Below are 20733 nucleotides of genomic sequence, written 5' to 3'. Positions count from 1 at the left end.
CAAAGTTTTTTAAAATATTGTGGCATTTCCAATCAACAGTTAAAAATACATTGTACGTTATATCTATTATATTTTCAATCATTAGAATAAAATTCTCTTGTAATTAATAAGTTAAGATAAATTAACTTATATATTGCTTTTTATTAACTCATTTATTATCATTCCTAATCATTCCTAATGTTTACGTATATTAATTTTAATTTAAATTGAGATATTTGTAATGAATAAGTTAACAGAACAAAATTTACTAAAAAAATCAAGATTTTTAAAATATTCTATGCTTGCCTCTATTTCAGTAGGAGCGGTAATGGCAATGCCTATTGAAGGAATGGCGATGAGTAAAGAAGCATTTCGGACCGAACTCAGTAGGAGATTATCACTAAATAAAGATACGACAAGTACCTCGCCACAAATAGGAACAGTAATTGTACCGGAACCGGAAGTAAACACATATACTGCATCTGAAATAAGAGAAATGGCAATATCTAAGCAATCTAAAACATTTAATCCATTAAAAGATATTCCTATAGATGATCATTATAGAGTGGTAGCACGTAGTAAGTCTGATGTCGGGAAAGCAAGAAAAGCACGACCAATTAGTAGAAGAAAAACACTTGGAGATGCTGAAAAAGTAGTGCAAAATCAAGATGATTATACTCATGCACTAACAGAGCAAACGCCTAAAAAACCAGAAATGATGATAACAGCATCGTCGCCTACTGTTAGCCCAGCTTCAAATGACTTTGTCACTGCACCTAATACACCAAATACTTCTCTGGCATCACCGGAACATTATACTACGGCACTTAGTACTCCATCATCAACACCGACGACTCCGCAGCCTACTTCAGATTCTCTGGCATCACCGGAACATTATACTACGGAACTTAGTACTCCATCATCAACACCGACGACTCCGCAGCCTACTTCAGATTCTAAACCAAATGATAATTTAGAATCTACACCACCAAATACAAACTCAAAGGCAGTACGAAGATTATCGTTTAGCAGTAGCGAATCGCAACAGACAGTGCAGCCTAGTAAATCAACGGTTTCTCCGATACCGACAGCACATCCGTTGCCTATAACAAAAAGCAGTACTGAAATTGCAGCAGGAATGGTAAGTAATATATTACGAGTTAATGAGATATTAGGAATCAAGTTAGCTGAAGTACAATCAACAATTAAAAATACCAAAGGCAAAAAAAATAAAAAACCGTTACAACGGCTACAAAAACAGATATTTTTATCACAGAAAAAAACAAAAGCACTAAAGTTAGAAGCTGCAGCGATAGGAATAAAAATAAAAGAATTAGATGAAGAAAATAAGAGTCTAGCCAGTTGGAACAAAAAGAAAGGAGGAGTAAAAGATAAGTATGAATTGGATAAAGATAGTGCAAAAATAAAAGAAAATAATAAAAAAATAGATGACCTTCAACAAAAATTAACAAATAAAAATGATGAAGCAAATAGTTTATCTAGAGAAGTAGGTGGGGTAGTTTTAACAAAACTCCAAGGAAAAGCTACGGTTACGGAGATGCCGCTTGCTGGGCCATTCTTAAATCAACAGCAACAACTAGAGCTGCTTACTCAACAGCAAAAAGTCAATGCTGCTAGACAAGCTGTAGTCGATAAAAGGAGAGCGGAAGCAAATGAAGTAAAAAGAAATAGTGCAGAATACAAAGATCCAGTAAGTGAAAGAGAGGAAGTTCAATTAGAGCGAAATCAACGACATATTGCTGTAGAAAAAACAAAAAAACAGCAACAAGTGGTGGATAAGCAAAGAACTGAAAGAGAAAAGAAAAGAAAAGAAGAAAATTATCAAAAAGAAAAAGCAAGAGATATAGTAGAAATAAGGGAAGATATTGCAAAAAAAATGCAGCAAATATCAAATGCTAATACAACATCGAACAGGTTGCAAGAATTAGAATTAACAGTAGGAGCTATAGAGGATAAAAATCAAAAAAAAGAAGCACAAAAACAATTATCGAAAATAAAGAAGCAAGAAAAAGCTATAAAAGCGGCGGCAGATGAAGCTCAAAAAATATTGAATGATGCAAAGAAGGCAGCAAGTAGAACAAAACTAAAAAAACTGCAAGAGCAAATTGGCAATCATGTTGCAATGGTAACAAATGATAAGATTGAAGAAAGTATAAAAAAACTAGAGGGACTAGTTCTTACTTCGTCAACAACTTCTTCTACTGCTACTATTTCTAAGCAGTTGTTAACAGCAAAGTCAACCATGCAATTAAGTCATGAGCTTCAGAGAACTTTGCCGGAGGATGGATATGGGTACTTAATGCCAATAAAAGTTCAGCAGCAAATACAAGCAAATCGTTCAAACGAAGGTTCAAATCCTAACTCTACAACATATTTAGACTTATATCCGGAAGAAGAGGGGCTTAAAAGCATTGATTTAGCACTTGGGATCTTGCCAACCAGTGCTTCGGTAATACCTCAATATGTAGAGGAATTAAATAACCTAGCGTCATTTCATTCACTAAACCAAATACAGCAAGAAAAGTCCCTGATAGTAACAAATTTGTTATTATCAGAAGCATCAGCATTAAGTGATGATGAATTTAGAGCAGTGGCAAATGAAGTTCATCCTAAAATACGACCTATATTAACATATAATAGGCGTAAAGAGAAAGAAGCTAAACTAGTAGAAGCTGAAACGGCACATAACCAAGTTATTCAAAAGGCGATAAAAACTCCAAATAGTACTAAGGCAAAAGAGGCAGTAGAAAATGCAGCTAGGTTATTTGGGCAACATAATAATAGCTTTAAATTAATGCAAGACATTCGTGATGAGCATAGAAGGAAATATTATAAGACGCCTAAAAAAGTGACTGATTCCATTAATAGTTTGGATTTGGTAGTTCTTGAAGAATCGCAGCAGTTAAAAGAACCTAGATCAAACAGTCTAGAAGCTCTTGATTTAGCTGGATCTGTATCATCACCAGATTATAAAGCTAAGGAATTGGAGTTAGATACTTTAAATCACGATGATCCAAAATTTAAGAAGTTAATGCTCGAAGTATTTGAGATGTCGAAAGAAAAGATTTTGTTAGAAGGTGAGATAAAGCATCTAGATACGGAGTCTAATAAAGGTTCTGTATATACCTATATAAAAGTATTAAACAACAAAATACAAACAATGGAAGAATTGCTTGGTTCAAGTTCTAGAAGTGAAGAACTTACTCATATTAAAGAAGCAATGGCTTATATAAGTAATAGTATACAGGATGTAGAGGAATTAGATGAAAGAATGCTTTTAGCAATAAATGCACGATTACAAGAACATGATAAAAAAATTTCTTCGTTACTTCTAGAGAAGTATACGAGCGAGGAAGCTGAAGATATTTTTGCTCAGTCATTGTTACAAGAAATGTTAGTGTCAGATTGTGAATCAGAATCTACCTTACCTGCAGGCCATGAAGAAAAAGAAGACACAGAAGTAACAGAATCTGGTATTCAAAAAGCAGGAGATAAAGAGTTACTTGCACTACATGTATCAAGTAATGAGTGTGCATTGGCATTAGATGACGATAGAGAAAAGGAATCTTTAGAATTAGGCGGTGGTAGCGAAGATGAAGAAAGGTATGATTCAGGATTTGAAGAGGAAGAAGAAATAATAGAGCAATTATCCGATTCCGATGGGGGTAACATTAAAATAACGGAAGTTGATATGGCTATTCCTCTTGAACAGAAAGCAAAACAAGAAATGCAAACGCAAATTTCAGAAAATGCACCTACTTTAAATCAAGCGAAAGTTGTTAATACTATTGTAAATAATATGATTCGTAACAGATTAGATACATCTATGAATATTGCTAATAATATTGTAGCGGTAGGAGCCGGTGATGAAGAAGAGTCTCGTATAACAAGAGGTTTGTGGATGCGTGGTATGTACGGCACTAATAATCATGGACGCGTAGAAAATATGAATGGTTATAGAGGTACTAACAAAGGTGCTACTATTGGGTTTGACGTTGAAATCGACAATAATATTTTAGGTATAGCTTACAGTAATGTTCATTCAGTATTTAAATTTAAAAATAGTAAAGATAATGACAAAGAACTTATTGATAGTCATGTGATTTCTATTTACGGACAAAAAGAATTACCGAGGAATTTTGCACTACAAGCTTTAGTATCTGCTTCTAAAAACTTTATTAAAGATAAGACAACTTATTCATATGGTGATACTAAAATTGGAAGTAATGTAAGACATCGTAATCATAGTTATAACGCGGAAGCATTACTGAATTATAATTATCTTTTGCAGAACAAGTGTGTTATTACCCCAAATATCGGCTTAAGATATGGGAAGTCACGAGATGGGGTATATAATGAAACTGGTATTAACGTACAAGAAATAGCTCTTACAATGAAAGAGAATAATATATTGTCCGGAATTGTCGGTACTAAAGTCAAAGTACCTTTAAAAGATGTTCTAAAATTTAATAATTTAGGTATAACGTTCCAAGGAGCGGTAGAACATACTTTTAAAGAGAAAACCCAAAGAATAAATAGAGTTGTTAAAATATTTGATCATAAATTCAAACAGGATTATCTAATACCGAAGCAACCGAAAACATCCTATAATTTAGGAACGGGTATTATAGGTAGTATCAAGAATACTACTATTTCGTTGGATTATAATTATTATCTAAATAAACATTATAGAAGTCATCAAGGTAGTGTTAAGCTTAAGGTCAACCTATAATTTTTATACTTGCAATATTTGCAAAGTTGCTGTATAAAACTCCTAACTTACCGTCATGCCGTAGATTAATTCCATCACTGTCATCCCGTGGCTTGTCCACGGTATCCAGAAAAAAACTAATGTTAGTATTTTTAACTGGATTCCGTGAATAAATCACGGAATGACAACAAAAAAACTTAGCTGGTCATGGCCACGGTATGACTAATATATCTATTTGCCTACTTTCAAAGTGAAGGCCCCTTCGTCTAGCGGTTAGGACACCACCCTTTCACGGTGGGAACACGGGTTCGAGTCCCGTAGGGGTCACCATTCTATGTTTTCCTATAAACTCATTATCTCAAACAATCTAATTTTAATAAAAATAATAATTGAAAGTAATAACTTTTAATTTATTTTGCTTCAAAAAGTTTGGTTGAAAACGCAAAGTTTAGTGTACTTAGACTCTGATTTTATTAACATAGATTTTTTTAAAGAATTGTTTCTAATAGATGAAGAGAAATTGCAAGAATCTATAAAAAGATTAGAACCATTACCTATAGTAAACGTGATATGCCAAAATGGACAAAATAATTTGCAATTACATAGGTTAGTACAAATCTCAATAAAAAATTATATAAGCGACAACTTAGATCATATAATAAATAAAAAAGAAATTCATGCTAAACTAATAGAAGCCTTAGATGATTTATTACCCCAATTAACTAATATTCCAAATGAAGACTTGAATAGTGCAAAAATACTTTATCCTCATGTGATTAAAATATTAAATTATAATATTGAAATTGATAAATTTAGAAAGGCAAATTTATATCAAAAAATAGGTTGTTATCAAGACTATATATTATATAAATTTGAGGAGTCATTAAAATATCATAAAGAAACTTTTAAAATATATAAAGTATGATTTAAAGGAAATCATATGGATATTGCAATTTCTCTTAATAATGTTGGAGCAGTTTACGATAAACTGATAAACTAGGTGATACTGAAAAAGCACTAAAATACCATAAAGCAGCATTAAAGATAAGACAATAATGGTATCACAGTAATCACCATGATATTGCTGGCTTTCTTAATAAAATTGGAACTGCTTATTATAAATTAAACAAAAAATACAAAAAAGAGTCTTAAATAAAATATTTATTAATGCTGTTAAAGATAAATAGAATAGTAAGTTCTCAATTTTAGGAAATGATAAGAATATAGAAATAGCAAAAATGTTATATTTTGAAGCAATTTGTTTAATAGCTATTTATAATACTAATAAAAATTGCACTTGTGTAAAAGAATTTGCTATATTCTACCATGCATTAATAAAAAAAAAATAGCAACCGAGCATCCAGAATATTTTATTGACGGCTCGATATTACGGATATGTGTTGATGATAAAGCGATGCTAAAGAAATTGTTAGGTCGTGGTTAGTATGACTATGTAGTTTTACTGTCATCACAAGAAGAATCAGATTTATCCATTAAATTTTTAGCAATATTACTTTCTGAAAGCCTAGCTGATTGGAAATATTTGGAAACAAGTGTTATCACTTCATCACAAAATTCATCTTGTAGCTCTTTGCTTGCAGTTGATTTTTGGTTTTGAATTAACTGTATAGCATCAGATCTTTTATGCTCTAAAAATTCTTCAATTTCTTTAGTTTTTTCTTGAATGAGTTTCTTGGTAACCTCATTACTTTCTTCTATCATTTGAGAGCGTAAAGCTTCTAATTTTTGTATTTGTGCGTTGGTTTGTTCAAAGAGCAAAGCAGCATCTTCTTTTAACTTTTCAGATTTTAGAACTTTTTCTTGTACTTCTAAAATCTTAGCATCTAAAGAATTTAAAATGGCTTTTTTTGCCGGTCTATAAATTAAATATACAAAAATTACAAAACTAACGGCGAGCCAAAAGCTTTCATCTAGGAAATTCATTATTTTACTTTTATACTTTGCAGTAAATTCATATCTGCTTTAGTTCCGGTTATTTTTTCAATAATATTAACTGCAAGCTTTATTATTGCTTCGCTTTTATTAGTTCTAAATTGCTGAGCAGCTAAATTTATACCTTCAATATTTTGATTTATAGAGTTTTTTAAATCTTGCTCTAGATTCTTTCTTGTAATTAAAAATTCTGATTCTAAAGAGTCTATTTTTTCTTTTTTAAGCCTATCTATTTCGGTATTTGTTTTGTCTATTTCCACGTTGTAATATTTATTTAACTTTTCTACTTCTTGGGTTAGCATATCGGCTTGTGTAATATTACATTGAATATTTGTCTGTCTATTATTAAAAATTTCTTCGGCTTTTGGAGTTATAAATTTATAAACAAAGATATATAATAAGCCGAAAGTAGCAATAAGCCAAAAAATTTGTGAATAATAGGTAGCAACATCAAATTGAGGCATCTTATTTAAAATGAATTTTAAGAAAAAATAAGTAACATAGCAATTACAAAGGAAAAAAGTCCCATTGCCTCAGCAAGCCCTGCACCAATCAGAGCCATTCTTTGTAAATTTTCTGCAGCTGAAGGGTTTCGTGCTATTGAACTAAGTAGAGAGCTAAATATATTACTAACACCTAGAGCCGCACCGTAGATTCCGATAGCCATAAGCCCTATACCAATAAACTTTAAAGAAACCATGTCCATAAAAAACCTAACTTTTAATTAATCAAAAATTTTATCTAATTATCTGTATAATAGGCTTTTTGCACAACGAAGCTGATAAAGAGGACTTTGAAGGAAATACCAAGCACAGAACCGCAGCGTACAAAAAAGTACGTGAGGATTTTAGCATCGGATTGACGTACAAATTACCTTTAGAAGCAAGTTGTGTGACAGGCCTAGTGTAAATTAATAGCATCATTAAGATACATACAAGATAAAATAGTAAAAATATAAGCTTGAAGTATTGCAACAAAAATTTCAAACCCAATTAGTATCACTATAATAGGGATTGGTAGAAATTTCAAGTAAATCATTAATGAAACGGTAAAACCGGCTATTACTTTTAATAAAACATGTCCCGCCATCATATTAGCAGCAAGTCGCAATGATAAACTAACCGGTTTTGCTAAATATGTAAACAGTTCAATTACTATCATCAATGGTGCTAACCATAAAGGAGTACCGTATGGTAAAAAAAGAGTTAAAAAACGTAAGCCGTGTTTTACGAAACCAACTATAGTGACCGTTAAAAATACTATAATTGCTAAGGTAAAAGTAACGATAATATGACTAGTAGCAGTAAAGCTATAAGGTGTCATACCAAGCAAATTAGAAAATAAAACAAAAATGAACAAACTAAAAACTAACGGAATAAACTTGTGTCCCTTTACTCCTATGTTCTGATTTAACATATCAGCTACAAGATTATAAACTATTTCAGCACTTACTTGTAGTCTAGAAGGTACTAATTTTCGGTTATAAAAAGCTAAGTAAAAATAAGTTAGAGCCAAGATGCTAGCAAGTAACATATAGATACTCGAATTAGTAAAGCTGATGTCAAAACCGAACATTTTGATGTCTATCAATTTTTTGATATCAAATTGTGCTAAAGGGCTGTGAGTCATTTCCTTATTTTCTGTATTATAATGTTAAAGCCGGCAATCATTCCTATTATTGTAAATACAATAAGAAATAATGGTTTAGAATTAAAAAACTTATCCGTAAATATTCCAATCACGACCCCTACCATTGTACCTGAAACTAAATCTACAGAGATAGTGAATGGGCTAATTTCTTGCTGAACCTTAGAATTAGAAATCTTAGAAGTTTTTAAGTCTTTAATTCTTGCTTTGATATCTTTTAGTTTTTCCGTATTCATACTATACTCGTCTAATTTGAAAAATTGGCTACGTCATATTACTAAGATCCGCGGTGCACACGTAGTTTATCTATGCTCCGCTCCTCGCTCTATATACTACTTGCTTTTTTCCAAATTAAACTTCATCTAGTAATTCTTTAATTACTCGTAGTATTAAATTACAAACTCATCTCATTTTTTGCTTTTTCTTTCTGTTCCTCTAAAGCTTTATCGACTGCCGTAGAAATACTATCTATACTGTAATTTCCGGTTTGTACTCCGTTAACGAAGAAAGAAGGAGTACCTATAAATTTTGGTGCTTTTGCTACAAAATTAGTGTTAGCAATGAGCGTTTCAGTAATTTTATCACTATTTAAACATTGCTTATATTCTTCCGGAGGAACACCGCCAAGCTGACCTATATCAGTTAATAATTCTCTGTATTTATTGCTATATGCCCATTTATCTTGTTGTTGTAATATGATATTATGAAACTGTACAAAACTATTTATATCACCCTTGCAGCGGGCTAAAATTGCAGCATCTAAATCTTGTTTTGTAGCAATAAATTCACGAACCACATATGCAATTTTATTAGTATCTATATATTTTTTCTTAAGTTCCGGAAAAATTGTTTGATGATAATAAGCACAATGCGGACAGGTAGGAGAAAAATACTCGACTACTATAACATTTGATTTTTTGTTACCGAGAACCATATCATTAACATCAACTTCAAAAGTAACTTTAACAGGTTTTATTTCAGGATTTTTTTGTGCTTGTGAAGCCGGCGTTGATACTTCATCTATAACATTTGATTTTTTGTTACCGAGAACCATATCATTAACATCAACTTCAAAAGTAACTTTAACAGGTTTTATTTCAGGATTTTTTTGTGCTTGTGAAGCCGGCGTTGATACTTCATCAGTCTGATTATTATCGTTAGCAGGTACTATCGATTCAGCTGCATTTTCAGAATTTACTGCTCCTTGATTCATTTCTTGAGAAGTGTCGTTGTTTTGCAGATTCTCTTGCTCTATCATTTGTTTCTCTTCTTGGTGCTTATGTTGTGTTTTTTCTTCTGAACAACTACTCAAAAATAATAAAAATATCGGCACGATAAAAATACTTCGCATAATTTTCCCTTAACTATTAACTTTCTATACAATAAAAGCGTATCAATTTTATTTCAATAAAAATATCTACTTTATAATAGAAGCAAAATGTGCTATGCTACAGAAATAGTAGTCTAACATTAAGTTCTTAGGCACTAAAACCACTACGGAGGAATTCATAATGGCAAATACAACACAATCCGAAAATAAAACTGAACAAAAATCCGGGTTTAAAATAGGGCAAAGAATTGTCTATCCTGCACATGGAGTTGGTGAAATAACGAATATTGAATATAATACTATTGCAGGTACTGAAATTAAGGTATATGTAATTTCCTTTTCACAGGATAAAATGACATTAAAAGTGCCTGTTAGTAGGGCTGCGGTTGTTGGTCTTAGAGCTGTTGCAAGCAGAAAAGATTTAGATCTCATATACTCAACTCTTCAAGGTAAACCAAAACAAGGAAATAGAATGTGGAGTAGAAGAGCCCAAGAATATGAAGGCAAAATTAACTCTGGTAATATTGTAGCCATAGCCGAAGTATTACGGGACTTACATAAAAATGTTGATAATGATCGTTCTTACAGTGAAAGAACACTATACGAATCAGCTTTAAATAGACTTGCAGGCGAACTTGCTATCCTTGAAAACATCCACCCAACCGAAGCAATTAATAAGTTAGTTGAAGTATTACGTGAAAAATTAGTAGCATAGATATACTCGTTGAACTTGAAAAATTGGCTACGTTGTATTTGTAAATCCTAGGATACTCACGTATTAAGTATATGCTCAGCTTCTCGGAAGACTCCTTGCTCTTTTTCAAGTTGAACTTCGTATAGTGGCTCTTCATTACTCGAAGTATATTTCTTCTGGATTGCCATGCTCCTTTTAGTCGCTCGCAATGACGACAGGGTCATGCTCACTTACCCTACTAACAGATAGTTCATCCGGAATTTCTCAAGAGACACAGTAACTATATAGTCAACAAATTCTTTTAACAATTTTGGATCAGTTACTTCTTGTCCTTTATCGTCACGAGCAGTTAAAAGTTTTGAATTAATTTTTTCAAGAACTACTTTCCTAATATCATCAATATTATGCGTACCGTCTAGCATTTCCAAAATATATTTTTCGTGTATAGGTATACCTATCATATCGTTAATTCTATTAGTAACACTCAACACGTGAGTTGAATTATTGGAATGTGCTTGCTTTGCTTGGTATCTTGCAAATTCGCTAGTTTTAGGTTTTGCAGTGATAGTAGCTATAGCATGCGGCTTGGTTTCAAATATTTTGAGATAACCTTGAAAAATGAATGTGATAAAATGCTGTTCTAATGCTGCTAAGAAATCTTGTAGTTGATATTTACCAAGCTTTTTAAAAGCTTCTTTTGCTACTTGTTCTAAGCTTATCGGATTGCTAATATTTTCAGTATATACATATAAAATAGCTTTCACAATCGACGAAGTGGTTGAAATAAAAGGCTCAGGTAAATTTTCATAATAGAAGCTAATATTTTCCTGTTCGTTAGTTAAATCCACTTCTTTTTCCGGAGTTACCGGTCTAATATTCATGGTAGTGTAAAACTCTTTTAAATTGTTAAATTCAATTTTTCTGTTTATATGTATGTTTTGATGACATAATAATGTCGAGCGAAATTTTCTATTAGTGATAAAATCCATATATTGCTCAGTACGCACAATATCATTAACGGCTTGTAGCTTTTCTGCTGCCTTAGTAGGTAAATTACCGATAAACATTGCCGTAATGGATGTATCACCTAAGTAATTTAAATGATTTTTTTGAGCTTTTGCTATGAATTGATGAAAATATATACCTGTATTAATTTCACCTAAATATTCATGTAGTACGTATGAATCAGTATATTCAGATAATAATTTTGCTTCATCTCGGAGGAAATTAGCATAAGGAGTTGCAGAACTTTCTAATGAGTCATTTATGAACTTTAAAAGTAATCTAGCTTGCTGTAATTTATCATGGCTAGTATTAAACAACTCTGAATGAAACATCATCATTTCGCGTATTGTTCTCTGCATATTCCAGCCAGGCAGCGTATTATAGCTTACAAATGCTATACCGTTTGGATTTAGCAGTGTATTACAGACTTCGAGTATTTTATCTTGTACTTCTTGAGGAACCCATGAATATACGCCATGACAAACTATATAATCAAACTTACCGTATGACTCATCAAGGTCCAATATAGATAATGCCTTTAGTTCGATATTTTTTATTTTCAAATCGCTGATAATTTTTTGACCTAATTCTATTTGCGTTTTGGATAAGTCAACACCTAGAGACTGTGATTTAGGATATGTTTCAGCAAAGTTAAAAAGATTAACGCCGATTCCGCAACCGATCTCAAGTACTTTAGCAGTTTCAAGAGGTGAAGGGTTTAGCCGGAATAGTTTGCCGATAGTTCTTAAATACGGCGGGGAGGTATAGCTGAAAGTAAATGGAGGATAAGGTACTTCATCATAGGATATTTTATTAGCTTGTTTTGTCATATATTTTCTTAAATAAAAAAATGATTCTAAGAAGTTTTAAAAGATTAAGCAATATATTTTATAAAGCGTTGTTGTATGGCCTCTAGAAAAATGCTACAATGTCGTCATACCGTGTCTTGACCACGGTATCTAAAAAAAACAATAAAAAATACTAAAATCATTAGTATTTTTAACTGGATCCCGCGATCAAATCGTAGGACGAAAGCGGTGGATTGTTCTAAGTAGGAATGACATTATTATATAACCTATAACTTAATCAATTGTGCTTTACTTGCAAAATTTTCTATTCCCTCTAGATTTGTATCTGTAACCCATAGTTGCATGCTTAAAGTGGTAAAAAATTCGATTAAATATTGACGTCTTGTATCGTCTAGATGCACAAAGACCTCATCTAAAAGTAAAATTGGTGCTATTTTAGTTAGCTTTATAACATAATTCATTTCAGCAAGGATTATTGCAATTAGTATAGCTTTTTGTTCACCAGTAGAACAAAATTTCGCTAAGATATTTTTCTTTTGATGCTTTACTAAAAAGTCGCTTTTATGAACTCCAAAGCTAGTACGACCAAGTAGTTTATCTTTGCTTCTTGTTTGATAAAGTTCTGCAGTAATAAAATTAACAAGATTTTCTTCGCCATCTAATATTCTTTGTTCAACAATGCCGTCAATCGATAAATCGGCTTTTGGAAACTCATTTTCAAGTTCATCTATTGCTTGCTGCATAAATTCTAAGGTTTTTAAGCGATTATTAGCAATGTGACTAGACATATCAGCCATCTTTCCTTCAATAATTTTAAGCCAATTATCATCTCTTATGTCTTCTGCTAGAATTTTATTTCTCTCATGCATGTAATATTCGTATTTACTAACTAACTCTGCATGCTTTGGATAAAAATTATAAACTATTCTATCGAGAAATTTTCTTCTATCACTGCTACCGCTTGTAAAGATTCCTTCCATTTGTGGAGTCAGCCATACCATACTAGTGAATTTACTTAACTCATTATTAGCTATTTTACTTTCATTATATTCGGTTATTCGCCTATTTGAGTTGCGTTTGATATGCGTACTAAACTCTGCTAGTCCTAATTGACTTTGTAATAAAGCTTTAACGATGCAATAATCTTCTGAAGCTTTGCATATATCGTCAAGTTTAGCCGACCGCAGTCCTCTACCTGGATAAAACAACGATATAGCTTCTAAAATATTAGTTTTACCACTACCGTTTTCACCTATTAAAATTATTGGTGTATTATCTGTTTTTAATTCAAGATTTTTAAAGTTACGATAATTTGCGAGGCTTAAGGAATGTAGGAAGATATTTTTCATTTTATGAAAGAGAATAATAGTTAAATTATTGATACGTTGTATACTAGGTGAATTTCAAAAATTGGCTATGTCGTTCTTAAAGAGCTGTGGTTCACGTATTAAGTATATGTTCCGCTCCTCTCCTTGTGAACTCCTTGCTCTTTTTAAAATTGACATTCGTATACCAACTCTTCATTTACTCGAGGTATATCGTCTAGAAATTGCCATAGTAGTTTTATACCTTTTATCGCTCCTTGATATAATAATTTTTGTTCTTGTGAGCTTAAATTATTAATCACATTTACACATTCTTGTGTGTGCCATTGATCAACTTTACTATGCACGATGAAAAATTGTAAAGTTCTGTAATCTGAAATCCTATAAAATTTTTGCAACCCTTGAATTTTATAGTCAGATACTTCGTGAATCTGACGCTCATAAGCATAAAGTGCTACAAGACCTATAGAAAAAGATTTCTCTGTTAATTTCAAATAACCTTGAACAAGTTTTTGAGTTGAGTCTAATTTAGGTTCTGGAGTGAGCTGGTTTCTTAAACATCTAAGTCCTTCCGCAAAACATTTCCATAGTTCATGGTGATTTTCTTCACCTTGTTCTTCTTCTATAAGATTACCAAGTAATATTTGCCTAGCTTGTATATCACTACATTTGGAATGTATTGCACTTAATATAACGTGGGAAAGCTGTAACGTGATGATAATATTCTTTTGCGCAAATTTGTAAAGTGGAATGAGTAAATTTTCCCATATTCCATAATTGATAAAATGGATGATTTAAAAGGTTATATTCTTCAAGATCAATATTAAGCTGTTCTAAAAATTTCATGTTACCTCTTTTTTAATAAATTTGTAAATTTGATAATCATTTGTTTTATCTATTATTACAGGATGCCATTCTGCTAAAGATTAAGAGGGAAAAAAGTATCTCCATCATAATTTTTATTTATTTTGGTAAGTAAAAATTCATCAATAAGATTTTGCTCTAGGCAAAGAATTGCTATTTCTGCCCCTCCAACAATAAAAATTTTCTTATCAGTCAAAGGTTTTATTACCCGCCAAACTCATCTAAAGATTTAATAAAAAATATATTGTGACTATAAAGTTGTGGTGGTACATTCTTTGAAAAAACAATACAAATACAATTTTTTAAAATCTTTGCAGGTATAGAGTTAAAGGTGTTTCGTCCCATAACTATAATATTATTTTTTACAGTCTGATAAAAATATTCAAACTCCTGAGTATAAGACTAATACATCTGACATTTATTACATATCACTCCTTGTGGGTCACATGCCATTATACCGATGATTTTTCTATTTTTCATGAGATGACTGTTTAAGCATATGGTTTGCTACAAAAAATCTTTGATGCTCTATAACATTATGCAATCATAAATAATCAGCTCCATGCTCTGTTAAAGATGTTGATATTGTTATTGTTTCTAAATCTCTTTCCGATGCTTTGGAATTATAAAAAGCAGAAATATAAGATTTTCGTGGGTGTCCTACCAATATCGCACATCCTAGATTTTTTAAATTTTTTAATATGTGGTAATATATATATAAATTTTGATAAATAATATCATATATTTGTGTGGCTAAATGCTCGATATCGATAAGATTAAAGTGATTTTCTTGAGAAAGTTTTTGTACTAGCCGTACGATTTCTGCATAACAAACAGTATCGTTGATATTATCCATTACAGTAGCAAAGCGGAAGAGTTGTATGTTAAGTTTTACAGGTTGAGCGTGGTGTTTTTCTTGAGTACTGCAGCCAAGATGTACTCAAGTTATTAGTTCTGAAATATTAAGTTTACATTGATAATTTAAGTTGAAAGCTTGATCCCTACCATAATGTTCATTGAGTGTACGCTCTTTATAAAAAGATACAATAGTTAAATTGAGATATCGCCACTTTTTTTAAAGCCGGCATGAGCTTTTTCAAGTTTTTTAATAAGTCTAGGTGAATATGATTTAATGTCTTTTTCCTTGCCGCCTTCATATTTTTTAGCGAGCTTCATTCCTCCTCTTATCATGTTATAGGCGAAGTTCATTAGCTTTGTTTCACCTGCTATTCTTTTTGGGTTCATAAACATATAAACTTGATAAACGGCAAAGCTCTTTATTAAACGCTTTAAGTCTATTCTAGCTTGTTTGGTTAAACCTTGTAATTTGTCTTTTGGGTTTGCAAGGTTTTTATTAGCATCTCTAACTATTTTAGAATGCTGATGCATTAAATAATTACTGACTTCAGCAACATTCTTGTTAATGAGCTTCTCATCCATTTTAAGCATTTTAAGCTTTAAGTTTTTAGTTTTACCTAAATATTTACGGATTAATAAGATAATTCGGCTTTGCAGTTGAGTTAAATCCATAGCGTGCTCGTTTAAGATAGCAAGCATTCGTTCTATCTCATACTCAAATTCTTCATTTTGGCTTAATTCTTCAAAAATTTCTTCTACCTCTTTACTCTCAAGTACAAGATCATCACTAATACCCATTAATGCATCTTTTATTTGATCAGCAATTTTTTTGGTATCTTCAGAAAATTGATTATTTGTCATAACCTAATTCATCGTTAAATATAGCTATTTTTATACTAGCACCACATTTCTACTTGTCTATAAAAATAGTATTAAGAGATATTAAATTTTTCTCATTGAGGATACTATGAGAAATTATAACAAGCACCTAACATATTGCTAGAATCTTCATTATTATCATAATATGGTCTAAATGAAGAATTAAGGTTTTTAAATCATCGCATTTAAGTAAAGATTCTTTAAAGTATGAATCATGTAACTGACTTGTCGTAATATGCGTATAATAAGTTTCTAGTTTTTCTTCTTTAAATTTTTCTGCTAAATTTTTGTATTTTTCAGCTTCTTGTATAAATTTAAGTTGACTACACGGTGCAGAAATCATTGATGTTCACTCTCTAGACAACTCATATAATATTCCATAAGGTTTAGGTCTTCATTGTTCTTCTATGAGGGCTTTTGTATTAAGGCAACATACTTTTAGTGAATCTTGCAGACTTTGTACTTGTATATCTAGATTATATTGGTTATAAAGAATCAACTTGTTTTGAGTATAATTCAATTATTTCTGATGTTAATTTAGCTGTATCTTGTGAATTCTTTTGCTGTATGTTCTTTTTTAGTTCTGATTCTTTGAGATGTAATGATTTACTAAAATCTTCTTGTGCATAAGATATACGAGTAGTATTTTTAAAATATTCTAAAGCTTTTACATAATTTCCGCTCTTAAATTCAATCGTCCCAAGTGTTATATGTGCCTCTTCAGAACCAAGGTTAGAAGCGTTTTCATATAATTCTATTGATCCTTCAGATAGTTTTGTTGAGCCATTAGCTGTATAGCTTTGTGCTTGTTGACAATAAATTTCTGCTAATTGATGTTTATATAAGTTTTCGTTTTTATAACAATCAATAATAGATTTATGAGATTCTTTTAGTAATTTTTCTAATAAATTGTAAATATGTAGCTCTTGATCAGGTAACACAGGATTATGTAAAAGCGTATCATATATTACTTTATCGAGATTTTGAGGTATTTCTGTAATAGATTTAGAGGCTGTAATATACTTCCCAAGAGATTTAGCTTCTTGCTTACCGGCTAAGCCTATTAGTTTTTCTAAATTACTAATGCTATGATTTATCCTAATACATTATTAAAATTCTTAAAGCTCTTTGTTTAAAATAATTTAATATTATCTAGATTTTCAACATTAGGGTTAGAATTATTAATATGCTGTAAAAAGTTTTTTAAGTTAAATATATGCTTGATTGCTTTTAAAGCTAAAACATCGTTATTTTTAATATCTTCATAAAATTTTTCAATAGTCTCATTTAATTTGTTATAGAATGAATCTTTATCTTTGCATATTGTATGCTTAAATGATTCTAATAACTTTTCTTTTTTATTAGTGCCCCAAGGTTACTAAATAAATCGTTAAACCATTTTGCAGAATTAATTGTAACTAAATTTTCTTTTTCAGAAAATTTGATGTCAGATAAATATTTAAGATAATTTAGACGGTTCTCTAATTTATTTTCTGATTTCGGCGTTTCTAAAAGTTGATTTAATTTTTTAACGATTTCTAAGAAAATTCCTATAGTTTTGGCATTGTCTTCAAAACTTATATTACTTTCTATATTTTGGTTTCAATATTTTTATATAAATTTAGTAGGAGTCGTACTTAGATTTTTGTAGCAAAAATTTATCAATAGTAGATTCAGAGAATGAATTAGAAGCATCCAAATAAGAACTTTTATATGTTAAATACCTGTCGTTTTTTATATAAAAACTATCTAAAATATTTGAACTGTCTGTTAGACTTTTTTTTTGAGAAGTCCCAATCTCCATACTCATTAATTGCTAATATTAATTCACCGTCTTTAAGAATATTAGCTATGAGATTTCAATCTGCTTTCTCTCGTCCTAATATAATTATAGCTTTATTACTCATATCAATAATAGATTCATATTTCTCACTATCTTTATTAATTAAGTCGATAAAATTTTTATCCTCTAGCATATCGTATATAAAATTGTCCATTTCTGCTTCTTATGCCTCTTTTACTTCTTCTTTTTTCAACATCATTGTATTGCTTTTCTGCTTTATTGTGTTCAATACTCTCTGTTATTTCAAACGAATTTTGATTGAGGAGTGTTTGTGTCGGTTGAGTTTCATTGTGGTTGTCATTTAGTATTTGCAATAAATGCTTTTCAGCAATAGTGCTATCTACTATTGCCATATTATCTTATTTTTTAAATTTATAATTTAAATGTTTTACATAAACGGTATAATTGTACATGATTAATCTGTTTCCTAGTTGTGTTTTATTTAATAATCTTAACTTTAAGATTAACTCAAAAAATTTCAACCTAGTTAATAAATGAACCAACTGATTTTAACTAAAAATATGTATATGATAAAAATATCACAATTTGGATATTACGATCTTTAATATAATAAAAGATGATTTTTATTGCATATATGATAAGAATAAGTTTTATTATAAATAAATATTAATAATTACTTAGATTATGCGACATAATAAAAACCAAATGTATATTATAAAAATTTTTATAGCCTTATCTATGATTACTTGCATACTATTTTTATGTTTATTTTATTCTTCATTAACTCCGTCTAAGTTTCAGATTGGTGCAAAAACTAGTAATATAGACGATTCGCCTAAAATTAAGTTTACTCTTATAGATCAAGTAGGAAAGAAATTTGATAGTACCCATTTGCACGGTCATTTAAGTTTTATTTATTTTGGTACTACCTATTCATTGCATGACAATCAAGCACTAAAAAGAGTAGAAGATATTATTAAGATTTTGAAGCAAGAGAGTATTTCAGTACAAGTAGTTTTTATTACTCTAGATCCTGAGCATGATACAAGTGAGGTATTAAAAAAATATTTAGAAAAAATAGATGGTAATTTTATAGGTTTAACGGGGAAAGTAGCAGATATTAAACAATTAGCAGATCAATTTAAGGTCTTCTATGCATCTAAAATACTTGATGTAGAAACAAACGAATATGAATTACAACATTCTAATTTTGTGTATTTAATTAGCAGCCATGGAAAATTTTTAAAGCATTATTGCTTAGGCTTACCGAAAAATGGTTAACAGATAACCTTTAAGCATTTCCTATTTGTGCTGAGAAATATATTTCATCAATGCCTAAATGTTTTAATGCACTATGCCATTTATCTTCGGGATTATCGGCAAAAATAAATTCTTTATTACAATCCATAACCAACCATAGGTTTCTTTCTAATTCTTCTTCAAGCTGCCCTGGTTTCCATGCTGTATACCCGACAATGAATAAGCTATTTTTAGGTCCTTTACCGAAAGCGATATCTTCTGAAATTTCTAAATTAGAGCTTACTGCTAAATCATTCTGGAAATCCAATAACAAATTTTTATTATAATCGCTAGAATGAAGAAAAAAACCTTTTTCATGTTCTACGGGTCCGCCAAGATATATAGGAACCATAACTGGGGTTGTTATGTCGTCATTTTTTATTTTAAAAAATGATTTTAAATCTATATGATTTACTAAGCGGTTAAATATTAACCCTATTGCTCCTTCTTCCGTGTGTGATAGCATATAAATTAAGGATTTATGGTAAATGCCTTTTGTAATTACATGCGGTGTAGCAACGAGTGTTTTACTGGATAAGTTATGAAAAATTTTATCGCCCATAAATAAAACTTTAATTATAATGTTAGAGGTGATCTATAAAAATATTGTAACTGATAATTAAAGAGCTGTTTTAGCGAAAATGAATAAGATTCTTGCAGTAATAGTATTTCCTATTTCAAAAAAACCTTACAATTTGCGCCAAGAAAGAATTTAACTAGCTTTAAAATATCTTTATAGATCACATCTTAAAGTATATAAGATTTAAATCCTATTATTCAATAGAAGTTAACAATAATGATCACATTTTTTGATATTACTATTTTTTCTATTATTACTCTTTTCTCATTTTTCGGATTATATCAAGGTATAATTGGGTTTTCAACTAGAATACTCGGTTTTATTACTTATATAATGTTAGGATATTTCTTATATCCATATATTTCTGAACTAATCGGGAAATATATGGAGAATGAGGTTATAAGAATAATTATTGCCTGTATTATATCTTATCTTGTTTCTTTAATTTTATGTGTTTTTATAGTTTATAAATTTCTTGCTATAATTTCGTTTATGAGAAACGGTTTTATTGACAGATTCTTAGGGTCATTAGCAGGATTTGCTGTAGGTACTACTATCTCGTTAGTATTATTTTTTATCACAATGGTCTTTACTTCTGAAAACTATTTTAAAAGTAAATCTTTAAAAGATTTTGTAGTAAGTAGCAAGCAGAGCAAATATGGAGGAGTACTGAAAGTGTCCGTTACCACTGATTATTTAGATGAATTAAGTAAAAATATTATAGTTATAATTCCAAACGAGACTTTAAAATCTATCAAAATATTTGAAAATAAAGACTTAAATAATTTCAAAAACTCCATTAAGAAATCAAATGATTCTAACGGTGATGAGGATATATTTTCGCAAGAGTTACAAGATGAGTTTTCTAATATAGATGATGAATAAGATGTTACTTCATAGCTATTATGTCTTCATGCGTATGCGGGTGGCATCCAGTAACCTTTAATATTATCACGTGGCTTGCACTGGATACGG

At 30.5% G+C, this 20733-nt stretch carries 22 protein-coding genes, 1 tRNA gene and 1 pseudogene; 6 read left to right on the top strand and 18 right to left on the bottom strand.

Going from position 1 to position 20733, the window contains the following annotated elements; all coding sequences use genetic code 11:
* Window positions 1–220: 220 nt before the first annotated feature.
* The 3 genes from A1C_RS00240 (at window position 221) to A1C_RS07525 (ending at window position 5636) form a co-directional block, all read left to right on the top strand.
* Window positions 221–4732, top strand: a complete 4512-nt coding sequence (locus A1C_RS00240; RefSeq protein ID WP_012013259.1) for an autotransporter domain-containing protein — start codon at window positions 221–223, stop codon at window positions 4730–4732.
* Window positions 4733–4966: 234 nt separating this feature from the next.
* Window positions 4967–5041 (top strand) — tRNA-Glu (locus A1C_RS00235).
* Window positions 5042–5144: 103 nt separating this feature from the next.
* Window positions 5145–5636 carry a hypothetical protein gene (locus tag A1C_RS07525; RefSeq protein WP_157211884.1) on the top strand — a complete coding sequence of 164 codons (492 nt, stop codon included), beginning with the start codon at window positions 5145–5147 and terminating at the stop codon, window positions 5634–5636.
* Window positions 5637–6160: 524 nt separating this feature from the next.
* Here A1C_RS07525 and A1C_RS00215 read toward each other — a convergent pair.
* From A1C_RS00215 to A1C_RS00190, 6 genes are all read right to left on the bottom strand, one after another.
* Window positions 6161–6655, bottom strand: coding sequence for a F0F1 ATP synthase subunit B (locus A1C_RS00215; RefSeq protein ID WP_012013256.1), 495 nt, complete (start codon window positions 6653–6655; stop codon window positions 6161–6163).
* Window positions 6655–7128: a F0F1 ATP synthase subunit B family protein gene (locus tag A1C_RS00210; protein WP_012013255.1), complete on the bottom strand. Its 474-nt coding sequence runs from the start codon at window positions 7126–7128 to the stop codon at window positions 6655–6657. Before A1C_RS00210 ends, A1C_RS00215 begins: the two co-directional genes overlap by 1 nt.
* 17 nt (window positions 7129–7145) lie before the next feature.
* Complete coding sequence (locus tag A1C_RS00205; RefSeq protein WP_012013254.1) at window positions 7146–7370, bottom strand: F0F1 ATP synthase subunit C; 225 nt, start codon at window positions 7368–7370, stop codon at window positions 7146–7148.
* 194 nt (window positions 7371–7564) lie between these two features.
* Entirely contained in the window at window positions 7565–8293 is a 729-nt protein-coding gene (locus tag A1C_RS00200; protein ID WP_012013253.1) for a F0F1 ATP synthase subunit A, read from the bottom strand.
* Window positions 8290–8547 (bottom strand): AtpZ/AtpI family protein, encoded by a 258-nt coding sequence (locus A1C_RS00195; protein ID WP_012013252.1) that lies wholly within the window; start codon window positions 8545–8547, stop codon window positions 8290–8292. The genes A1C_RS00200 and A1C_RS00195 overlap by 4 nt, the downstream gene beginning before the upstream one ends.
* Window positions 8548–8705: 158 nt before the next feature.
* Entirely contained in the window at window positions 8706–9662 is a 957-nt protein-coding gene (locus A1C_RS00190; RefSeq protein ID WP_041816733.1) for a DsbA family protein, read from the bottom strand.
* 160 nt (window positions 9663–9822) lie between these two features.
* Between A1C_RS00190 and A1C_RS00185 the strand changes: the two genes are divergently transcribed.
* The gene (locus A1C_RS00185) at window positions 9823–10356 is read left to right on the top strand and encodes a CarD family transcriptional regulator (protein ID WP_012013250.1); all 534 of its coding nucleotides are present in this window, start codon (window positions 9823–9825) and stop codon (window positions 10354–10356) included.
* A 209-nt stretch (window positions 10357–10565) separates the two neighbouring features.
* On the opposite strand, the gene A1C_RS00180 is transcribed toward A1C_RS00185, so the two are convergent.
* The 11 genes and pseudogenes from A1C_RS00180 to A1C_RS07950 all read right to left on the bottom strand — a co-directional run bounded on the left by A1C_RS00180 (window position 10566) and on the right by A1C_RS07950 (window position 18271).
* Window positions 10566–12170, bottom strand: a complete 1605-nt coding sequence (locus A1C_RS00180) for a methyltransferase regulatory domain-containing protein (RefSeq protein ID WP_012013248.1) — start codon at window positions 12168–12170, stop codon at window positions 10566–10568.
* Window positions 12171–12415: 245 nt separating this feature from the next.
* Window positions 12416–13498, bottom strand: a complete 1083-nt coding sequence (gene recF, locus A1C_RS00175; protein WP_012013247.1) for a DNA replication/repair protein RecF — start codon at window positions 13496–13498, stop codon at window positions 12416–12418.
* 143 nt (window positions 13499–13641) lie between these two features.
* The gene (locus A1C_RS00170) at window positions 13642–14118 is read right to left on the bottom strand and encodes an iron-containing redox enzyme family protein (protein WP_232279118.1); all 477 of its coding nucleotides are present in this window, start codon (window positions 14116–14118) and stop codon (window positions 13642–13644) included.
* 19 nt (window positions 14119–14137) lie between these two features.
* Entirely contained in the window at window positions 14138–14242 is a 105-nt protein-coding gene (locus A1C_RS08290) for a hypothetical protein (protein ID WP_232279117.1), read from the bottom strand.
* Between the two features lie 74 nt (window positions 14243–14316).
* A pseudogene (locus A1C_RS09180) lies at window positions 14317–14818 on the bottom strand (dihydrofolate reductase).
* Between the two features lie 64 nt (window positions 14819–14882).
* The gene (locus A1C_RS00155; protein ID WP_232279116.1) at window positions 14883–15221 is read right to left on the bottom strand and encodes a dihydroneopterin aldolase; all 339 of its coding nucleotides are present in this window, start codon (window positions 15219–15221) and stop codon (window positions 14883–14885) included.
* Between the two features lie 167 nt (window positions 15222–15388).
* A complete protein-coding gene (locus tag A1C_RS00145) occupies window positions 15389–16057 on the bottom strand; it encodes a DUF5394 family protein (RefSeq protein ID WP_012013244.1) in 669 nt (222 codons plus the stop codon).
* Between the two features lie 127 nt (window positions 16058–16184).
* A complete protein-coding gene (locus tag A1C_RS00140; RefSeq protein ID WP_012013243.1) occupies window positions 16185–16418 on the bottom strand; it encodes a hypothetical protein in 234 nt (77 codons plus the stop codon).
* Between the two features lie 142 nt (window positions 16419–16560).
* Window positions 16561–17016 carry a hypothetical protein gene (locus tag A1C_RS00135; protein ID WP_012013242.1) on the bottom strand — a complete coding sequence of 152 codons (456 nt, stop codon included), beginning with the start codon at window positions 17014–17016 and terminating at the stop codon, window positions 16561–16563.
* Between the two features lie 400 nt (window positions 17017–17416).
* Window positions 17417–17668: a hypothetical protein gene (locus A1C_RS09175; RefSeq protein WP_088124008.1), complete on the bottom strand. Its 252-nt coding sequence runs from the start codon at window positions 17666–17668 to the stop codon at window positions 17417–17419.
* Window positions 17669–18037: 369 nt separating this feature from the next.
* Entirely contained in the window at window positions 18038–18271 is a 234-nt protein-coding gene (locus A1C_RS07950; RefSeq protein WP_012013240.1) for a hypothetical protein, read from the bottom strand.
* Between the two features lie 292 nt (window positions 18272–18563).
* Here A1C_RS07950 and A1C_RS00125 point away from each other — a divergent pair, with 292 nt between their 5' ends.
* Window positions 18564–19160, top strand: coding sequence for an SCO family protein (locus A1C_RS00125; protein WP_041816731.1), 597 nt, complete (start codon window positions 18564–18566; stop codon window positions 19158–19160).
* A gap of 10 nt (window positions 19161–19170) precedes the next feature.
* Here A1C_RS00125 and A1C_RS00120 read toward each other — a convergent pair whose 3' ends face one another.
* Window positions 19171–19740: a YqgE/AlgH family protein gene (locus tag A1C_RS00120; protein WP_012013238.1), complete on the bottom strand. Its 570-nt coding sequence runs from the start codon at window positions 19738–19740 to the stop codon at window positions 19171–19173.
* Between the two features lie 234 nt (window positions 19741–19974).
* Here A1C_RS00120 and A1C_RS00115 point away from each other — a divergent pair, with 234 nt between their 5' ends.
* Window positions 19975–20643 (top strand): CvpA family protein, encoded by a 669-nt coding sequence (locus A1C_RS00115; protein WP_012013237.1) that lies wholly within the window; start codon window positions 19975–19977, stop codon window positions 20641–20643.
* Window positions 20644–20733: the final 90 nt, after the last annotated feature.

Source organism: Rickettsia akari str. Hartford (genome assembly GCF_000018205.1).
Taxonomy (GTDB): Bacteria; Pseudomonadota; Alphaproteobacteria; order Rickettsiales; family Rickettsiaceae; genus Rickettsia; species Rickettsia akari.
Note: the sequence above shows the minus strand (reverse complement) of the source record. Positions and strands in the feature narration are given on the sequence as shown.

Excerpts from the sequence above, each read along its gene's own strand:
- A1C_RS00185 (WP_012013250.1), top strand. The coding sequence starts at position 9,823 with ATGGCAAATACAACACAATCCGAAAATAAAACTGAACAAAAATCCGGG.
- A1C_RS00115 (WP_012013237.1), top strand. The coding sequence starts at position 19,975 with ATGATCACATTTTTTGATATTACTATTTTTTCTATTATTACTCTTTTC.
- A1C_RS00125 (WP_041816731.1), top strand. The coding sequence starts at position 18,564 with ATGCGACATAATAAAAACCAAATGTATATTATAAAAATTTTTATAGCC.
- A1C_RS00120 (WP_012013238.1), bottom strand. The coding sequence starts at position 19,740 with ATGGGCGATAAAATTTTTCATAACTTATCCAGTAAAACACTCGTTGCT.
- A1C_RS07950 (WP_012013240.1), bottom strand. The coding sequence starts at position 18,271 with ATGGCAATAGTAGATAGCACTATTGCTGAAAAGCATTTATTGCAAATA.
- A1C_RS00205 (WP_012013254.1), bottom strand. The coding sequence starts at position 7,370 with ATGGACATGGTTTCTTTAAAGTTTATTGGTATAGGGCTTATGGCTATC.
- recF (WP_012013247.1), bottom strand. The coding sequence starts at position 13,498 with ATGAAAAATATCTTCCTACATTCCTTAAGCCTCGCAAATTATCGTAAC.
- A1C_RS00180 (WP_012013248.1), bottom strand. The coding sequence starts at position 12,170 with ATGACAAAACAAGCTAATAAAATATCCTATGATGAAGTACCTTATCCT.
- A1C_RS00190 (WP_041816733.1), bottom strand. The coding sequence starts at position 9,662 with ATGCGAAGTATTTTTATCGTGCCGATATTTTTATTATTTTTGAGTAGT.
- A1C_RS00215 (WP_012013256.1), bottom strand. The coding sequence starts at position 6,655 with ATGAATTTCCTAGATGAAAGCTTTTGGCTCGCCGTTAGTTTTGTAATT.
- A1C_RS00210 (WP_012013255.1), bottom strand. The coding sequence starts at position 7,128 with ATGCCTCAATTTGATGTTGCTACCTATTATTCACAAATTTTTTGGCTT.
- A1C_RS00200 (WP_012013253.1), bottom strand. The coding sequence starts at position 8,293 with ATGACTCACAGCCCTTTAGCACAATTTGATATCAAAAAATTGATAGAC.
- A1C_RS00195 (WP_012013252.1), bottom strand. The coding sequence starts at position 8,547 with ATGAATACGGAAAAACTAAAAGATATCAAAGCAAGAATTAAAGACTTA.
- A1C_RS00145 (WP_012013244.1), bottom strand. The coding sequence starts at position 16,057 with ATGACAAATAATCAATTTTCTGAAGATACCAAAAAAATTGCTGATCAA.
- A1C_RS00140 (WP_012013243.1), bottom strand. The coding sequence starts at position 16,418 with ATGATTTCTGCACCGTGTAGTCAACTTAAATTTATACAAGAAGCTGAA.
- A1C_RS08290 (WP_232279117.1), bottom strand. The coding sequence starts at position 14,242 with ATGGGAAAATTTACTCATTCCACTTTACAAATTTGCGCAAAAGAATAT.
- A1C_RS00240 (WP_012013259.1), top strand. The coding sequence starts at position 221 with ATGAATAAGTTAACAGAACAAAATTTACTAAAAAAATCAAGATTTTTA.